Genomic DNA, 5340 nt, shown 5'->3' with positions numbered 1-5340 from the left:
AAATATAATCTTTTCAATTTTCCTAACTTGAAAAGATTTGATGCCTTTTCACAATTCATATAGGATTGCTATATCTCTCGGCGGGAGTGCGACTCCCGAATCCTTGCTGCCCTTGCCAGGAAATCCGATCGTTGTTGGCTATGCACCGCAATTAGAGTTGCTGCAAGAAGCCGATCTGACTATTACTCACGCCGGGATGAATACAACGTTGGAATCTTTGAGCAATGGAGTCCCCATGGTGGCAATTCCTGTGACGAATGACCAGCCAGGAGTCGCAGCGCGGATTGCTTGGACGGGTGTTGGTGAAGTGGTTTCTTTGAAGGAATTGAGCGTTTCTAAACTACGATCGGCAATTAGGAAAGTCCTAACCCAAAAGTCGTATAAACAAAGGGCTATCGAGATGCAAGAGGCGAGCGGGCGAGCGGGCGGCGTCAAGCGAGCGGCTGATATTATCGAACAGGCTGTATTGACGGGGAAACCTGTTTTGGCTGGGAAATAATACTTTTTGGGGCTGACTTTAAGCTCCTAGAAGAGCAAAAATAAGCTGTAGCCAAGAGGCCCGATCGCCCGCTCGCCCCAAAAAAAAGCCCCCGACCGAAATGTCAGAGGGCTTTTTTTTACACGATGGGTAATTTGCAATTGGTAATTGGCAATGAGTCTTTGCCCCAATTACCAACACTATAAACGGCTTCAGGAGTTTTGGCGATTGGCTTTCGCGTACCGCAGTTTTAGAACACGATCCACTTTTTCTTTTGCGGCTGTGTAGGCAAGACCGGCATCGGCTCTGCCTACATAGCCGTAAAAGCAAGTGGGGCAAAAGATTACCCATTCATCGTTACAGCGAGTTTGACAGAGAAAGTCTCTGTAGAAAAACATAGTTTCGATAGCACCCATGATTTTTGTTATTGGTCATTAGTAGATGAGTAAGCGCCACACCATTAAATCATCACTAATAACGTAGCGCCCGGTTATGGCCAAGCGTAGCACTCAGTTGTAGCTACCTTGTGAAGTTAAAAGCACAAAGGCGATATTTTTTCATAAGGCAGCCACTGAATTTGTTGCGAGGGCTAGTGCTGACCAAATTTCTGTCGAAGTCGAGAAAATGTGATCGTCCCAAAACAAAGATCCCCCAACGTGATGCCGAGGGCTTTTTTATGAAGGGTAATTGATAATTGGTAATTGGCAATAGGTTGCCCATTAGTCGCAGTATAGCGGCTGGGAGCTTGGGCGATCGGTTGGGTTGGTGGGTAGCTCAATCCTTCCCATAGGGTTTTAGTTCCTTGTCTAGTTCGGCAGCATAGGCAACGGCATCAGACTTAAAGAAAAACAGTCTTTCTAAGCACAGCTCCCCAGAATATTTAGAGTGTCCGAGGGTGTCGAATTTGTTGTCGTTGGATAGCTTGCTGTCGTCTAAACGTTATTCAAGCCAGCGAAAAGCACGCCGTAACTCAGCAGTACCGTTATTCTCATACCAACGACCGTGGGATAGGATAACTTTTTCAGGGTTCCACTGAAGTATTCGCTGTAAGCAGCTACGTGCCTGTTCCTTTTTCCCGAGAAATGTCATTCGCAAATCCAATGGGAGTTTTCCATCCGGATCAGCAACACCCCCTAATTTAAGTAGCCAATGCAACTGCTGACTCACTTTATTTAGTTCAAAGTTTTCGATGAGATCGGCAAGGATGAGAGTGGCGCTCTTGCGGTGGAAAAAGACGACTTCTTCCATAAATCGACCGCCACGAAAGATTAATTGGTCTAGGTCTGCTACCCACTCATGTGGTGGTTCATCTTCCAAGTCAGCATCAAAATCCACTGCAATTTTCTGCTGCGCGGCACGATCGCGAACACCTGGAAATGCCCATGCTATAGCTTCTGAATAAGCGCTAGTCCAAGCACCGATATGGGCGTAATGAATTTTGTTGGGCGAAATGAGGTGGCGCAGTGAACCGAGGGAGTCAATTTGAGCTTTCAGTTCTGGAGTCAATTCTGTTGGTGAATGGCACCATAGGTCACCAGTGCTCAGTCGCACAATCGTCATTCGGGTTGGGAAGGGCACTTTTGCTCCATACATTGCCATCTGCACGATGGAACCATCTACGATCCAAATATCTTCGTCAACCTGTTTCAGAAGGTTGATTAATTCATAAAGTGCGATTGCGTCGTTGCTCATAGCTAGGAAAGGAAGGTAAAGGCTTACTGCTCTAGCCTGGCGTATAAAAGTAGGCTAGCAGTGCCCATCACCTGTTGCAAGTAACGTCTGCATCAAATCGATTATCTCTTGGTAGGCAGTGTGCCTGGGCGTTGTTAGCTTGTGTCTTCCTTGCTAAAGCACTCGCAATTTTATAATTGAAAGATGCAAAAGCTAACAATCGCCCGACCTGACGACTGGCATTTGCATCTACTTTACTTGTGCTCTCGCTCTCGCTTTTGTTTTTGTACCCGAGCCACCCAGACATCAATCTGTCCTTTTGACGCAGCTATCGCCTCGGCGCGATCGGCAGCCTCCCCGACTACCCGGAAGTAATATTTTGAGCACATTACCTCTCACGCCGCGCCGGTTGACACTCGCGCATCAAGAGCATCGAATGACGATCGCTTTCTTTCCCAAGGCAGAAGCCCTCACCCCTAGATTTGTTACAATTCTCGATCGTGTGGAGCGGGTGCATCTCCAAAACTTGCTCAAAGGAGAATTGACAGACAATGTGGCTAAAATACGGCGTTGCTCTCAGTGGTGAACTGACGGGCATTGATGAGGTTGTGCGGGGAAAAACGAATCTCGCTTGTCTTTACTGCGGTGGCGGATTGACAGCGAAAAAGGGGAACGTGAAAGAGTACCACGCCAGACCACAGCGGAGAAACTTGCAAGCCAAGTGAGCCAGCTACCCACAACTAAAGCCTTCCTCTGGCTTCCCCTCTACGATTATTTCAAAATCCAACGAGAGGGCGAGGAATTAGAACAATTGAAAGTGCTGTGGAAAGAGTACGGTGCTGCTAATTGTCCGATTCCGAAAGATTCGATCGACTTGCTATGGCGGTTGTTGGGATTGCTAAAATCAGAGGGATATAACTTTCTGGGCGATTGCATTCCCCGATCGTGTCGCGGATACAGAACACTTTGTAATTACAGCGCCAAACCTCATGACAGGCTCTTTTCACTTGGTTTACAAAGAAATCTACAAAGACCAGTCGATTGAAATTTATTGTTTCAGTCAGTTTATGCCTGGTGGAGTTGGCTCTTCTCACTACTATGCCATTATTGATGATTACAGATTGCCTGGAGCTTTTGATTGCCGCTCCCATAATCCTTTTTGTGCTTCGGAGGATACAGGAAATCAGCCAACTCCCGAGCATTCGTCAGCACTTGCAGCAGCCAAAGCTTATTGCGACACAAGAGTGCAACCAAGTGAGCAACCAAGTGAGCAACGCGAGGACGAACTGCTTCCCCTCACCCTATTCTACCGAAAAGTTAAAACCTTGCTGCGCCAATTTTTCTTTTCGCTGGTAAAAAGGTGAAGCTGCAACAGAAAACAGAAGAGAGTGATAGAATGATCGAGCTCGATAGTCAATAAAAGCGGGTGCATCTTCAAACCCTGCTTTGAAGAATTTTTATAAATATGTGGCTTAAATTTGGTGTTGCTCCCGACGGTAACTTGGCGAGCATTGATGAAGTTGTGCGCGGAAAAACTAATCTCGCTTGTCTCTACTGTGGCGGCTCCCTCACCGCAAAAAAGGGGTCGGTGAAAGAACATCACTTCGCGCACACTGAGGACACTTGCAAACCCGTGTCGCAGCGGATTAAAACCAAAGCGTTTCCCTCGCTTCCCCTCTACGACAACTTCACCATCCAGCTTAAGGGCGAGGAATTGGAACAGTTGAAGGTGCTGTGGAAAGAGTACGGGGCCCAAAAGCGATCGATTCCCAAAGACTTGGTAAACTTTCGGTGGCAGTTGAAAGGATTGCTGGAGTCGTCGGGCGATCGCTCTTATGAGTTTACCGACTTGGGTAAAATCCCAGTGGGTGCTCTTCCCCTAGCGCTGTTCAACAAAGTCCAAGAACCCTTGCTGGTGTCGGAGTTAGTTAAGTTAGAAGGGTCTGTAGAAATTGCTGAAGCTGCGGGGTTATCTTGTTTAGAAGAACGGCGGGCTGATTTGCTGATTTATCGAGCACAGCTTCGTCGGATTTTGGTGAATTCGCTCTATTTCCTTGAGGTGAAAGCGAACGGGAACACGTTCTACAAAATTGGAATTACTACTCGATCGATCGAGGAACGCATTGCCGAAGTGCAGCGGGATGTGAAAGCGCATTACTCGGATGTCGCCGTCAACTTGCTGGGACTTTGGGAACACCGGGGAAATGTAGAACTGTACTTCAAATACCGCTACAAAGCGTTTAATTATCGCATTGGGAAACTGACGGAGTATTTTGTGTTTGCAAACGTCAAGGCGGTGCTGAATGATTTGTACGGGATGGAAGCAAAAGTGTTGAGTGATGTTGAGTTGGAGGCGATCGGCGGCAGCGTGGAAAAGGATGTGAGTTAAAATCGAGAGAGCAGCGGGTTAGATAAGTGCGCTCGCCCTTACAAACATAATTAATTGCAGTACAGTTACAAGTGTTAGTTGGCTCTCCTGAGTTTATGGTGTAAAATGTACCTAATAATACATTTACCGTTATGAGCTTCCATCTAGACTATCTATTAGCATTGCCTGGAGTCAGGGTTGAAACTTGTACTCAAGTTGAGGGAAAAATTTTCTTGGGCCTGAGCATTTTATCAGAAGGAATTGTTTGTCATCATTGTAAAAATCCTACCGAAAAACTGCATCAAAATCGACCAATTCTAGTAAGAGATTTGTCTGTTTTTGGTCGTCCTGTGTATCTAACAATCCCACGACGGCAGTTTTACTGTCCTAGTTGTCAACGGTATCCCACAGAAAGAATAGAGTTTTTGGACGTTAAAAGACGGCATAATCAACGATACGAACAAAATATTTATGAGCGTGTAAAACAATCGAGCATGGAGCAAATTCGACGAGAAGAAGGACTGAGTGATGACGAAATAAAAGGAATATTTGAACAGGTAAACACAATCAAAAAAAAACGAATTGGAAACCGGTTAAACGAATTTGTCTCGATGAGATAAGTATGCGAAAAGGTCAAGGAAATTTTGTGACTGTTGTTAGTGACATCTCCGAAGGTAATTTAATTGAGATGATTGATTCTCATCGCTGTGAAGAAATCATTGAAGTCCTTATGAAACAACCAATTGAGGTTCGCGAACAAGTTGAGGAAGTGAGTGTTGATATGTGGGGTGGATTCCCTCAAGTTATCAAAAAAGTATTCCCA

The 5340-nt window shown here is 45.9% G+C and carries 9 protein-coding genes; 8 read left to right on the top strand and 1 reads right to left on the bottom strand.

Going from position 1 to position 5340, the window contains the following annotated elements; translation table 11 throughout:
• Window positions 1–40 precede the first annotated feature (40 nt).
• Window positions 41–499 (top strand): nucleotide disphospho-sugar-binding domain-containing protein, encoded by a 459-nt coding sequence (locus tag QUA62_RS28830; protein ID WP_333408224.1) that lies wholly within the window; start codon window positions 41–43, stop codon window positions 497–499.
• Window positions 500–1417: 918 nt separating this feature from the next.
• Here the strand turns inward: QUA62_RS28830 and QUA62_RS28825 are convergent.
• Window positions 1418–2170 (bottom strand): DUF4336 domain-containing protein, encoded by a 753-nt coding sequence (locus QUA62_RS28825; protein WP_333408223.1) that lies wholly within the window; start codon window positions 2168–2170, stop codon window positions 1418–1420.
• 415 nt (window positions 2171–2585) lie between these two features.
• On the opposite strand from QUA62_RS28825, the gene QUA62_RS28820 reads away from it, so the two are divergent.
• The 7 genes from QUA62_RS28820 to QUA62_RS28795 all read left to right on the top strand — a co-directional run.
• Window positions 2586–2735, top strand: a complete 150-nt coding sequence (locus QUA62_RS28820) for a hypothetical protein (protein WP_333408222.1) — start codon at window positions 2586–2588, stop codon at window positions 2733–2735.
• Entirely contained in the window at window positions 2701–2874 is a 174-nt protein-coding gene (locus QUA62_RS28815; protein ID WP_333408221.1) for a hypothetical protein, read from the top strand. Before QUA62_RS28820 ends, QUA62_RS28815 begins: the two co-directional genes overlap by 35 nt.
• Entirely contained in the window at window positions 2871–3194 is a 324-nt protein-coding gene (locus QUA62_RS28810) for a hypothetical protein (protein WP_333408220.1), read from the top strand. The genes QUA62_RS28815 and QUA62_RS28810 overlap by 4 nt, the downstream gene beginning before the upstream one ends.
• Window positions 3139–3513 carry a hypothetical protein gene (locus QUA62_RS28805; protein WP_333408219.1) on the top strand — a complete coding sequence of 125 codons (375 nt, stop codon included), beginning with the start codon at window positions 3139–3141 and terminating at the stop codon, window positions 3511–3513. Before QUA62_RS28810 ends, QUA62_RS28805 begins: the two co-directional genes overlap by 56 nt.
• A 101-nt stretch (window positions 3514–3614) precedes the next feature.
• A complete protein-coding gene (locus tag QUA62_RS28800) occupies window positions 3615–4538 on the top strand; it encodes a GIY-YIG nuclease family protein (protein ID WP_333408218.1) in 924 nt (307 codons plus the stop codon).
• Window positions 4539–4669: 131 nt separating this feature from the next.
• Complete coding sequence (locus tag QUA62_RS29585) at window positions 4670–5137, top strand: transposase family protein (RefSeq protein ID WP_445301736.1); 468 nt, start codon at window positions 4670–4672, stop codon at window positions 5135–5137.
• A 2-nt stretch (window positions 5138–5139) separates the two neighbouring features.
• Window positions 5140–5340 (top strand): transposase (locus QUA62_RS28795; RefSeq protein WP_333408217.1); only part of this gene is annotated, 201 nt, incomplete at its 3' end.

It is taken from the genome of Microcoleus sp. MON1_C1 (genome assembly GCF_036701945.1).
GTDB lineage: Bacteria > Cyanobacteriota > Cyanobacteriia > Cyanobacteriales > Microcoleaceae > Microcoleus.
This window is presented reverse-complemented; position numbering and strand designations above follow the sequence as displayed.

Coding starts and splice junctions, on each gene's coding strand:
- QUA62_RS28830 (WP_333408224.1), top strand. CDS start 41: ATGCCTTTTCACAATTCATATAGGATTGCTATATCTCTCGGCGGGAGT.
- QUA62_RS28825 (WP_333408223.1), bottom strand. CDS start 2,170: ATGAGCAACGACGCAATCGCACTTTATGAATTAATCAACCTTCTGAAA.
- QUA62_RS28820 (WP_333408222.1), top strand. CDS start 2,586: ATGACGATCGCTTTCTTTCCCAAGGCAGAAGCCCTCACCCCTAGATTT.
- QUA62_RS28815 (WP_333408221.1), top strand. CDS start 2,701: ATGTGGCTAAAATACGGCGTTGCTCTCAGTGGTGAACTGACGGGCATT.
- QUA62_RS28805 (WP_333408219.1), top strand. CDS start 3,139: ATGACAGGCTCTTTTCACTTGGTTTACAAAGAAATCTACAAAGACCAG.
- QUA62_RS28800 (WP_333408218.1), top strand. CDS start 3,615: ATGTGGCTTAAATTTGGTGTTGCTCCCGACGGTAACTTGGCGAGCATT.
- QUA62_RS29585 (WP_445301736.1), top strand. CDS start 4,670: ATGAGCTTCCATCTAGACTATCTATTAGCATTGCCTGGAGTCAGGGTT.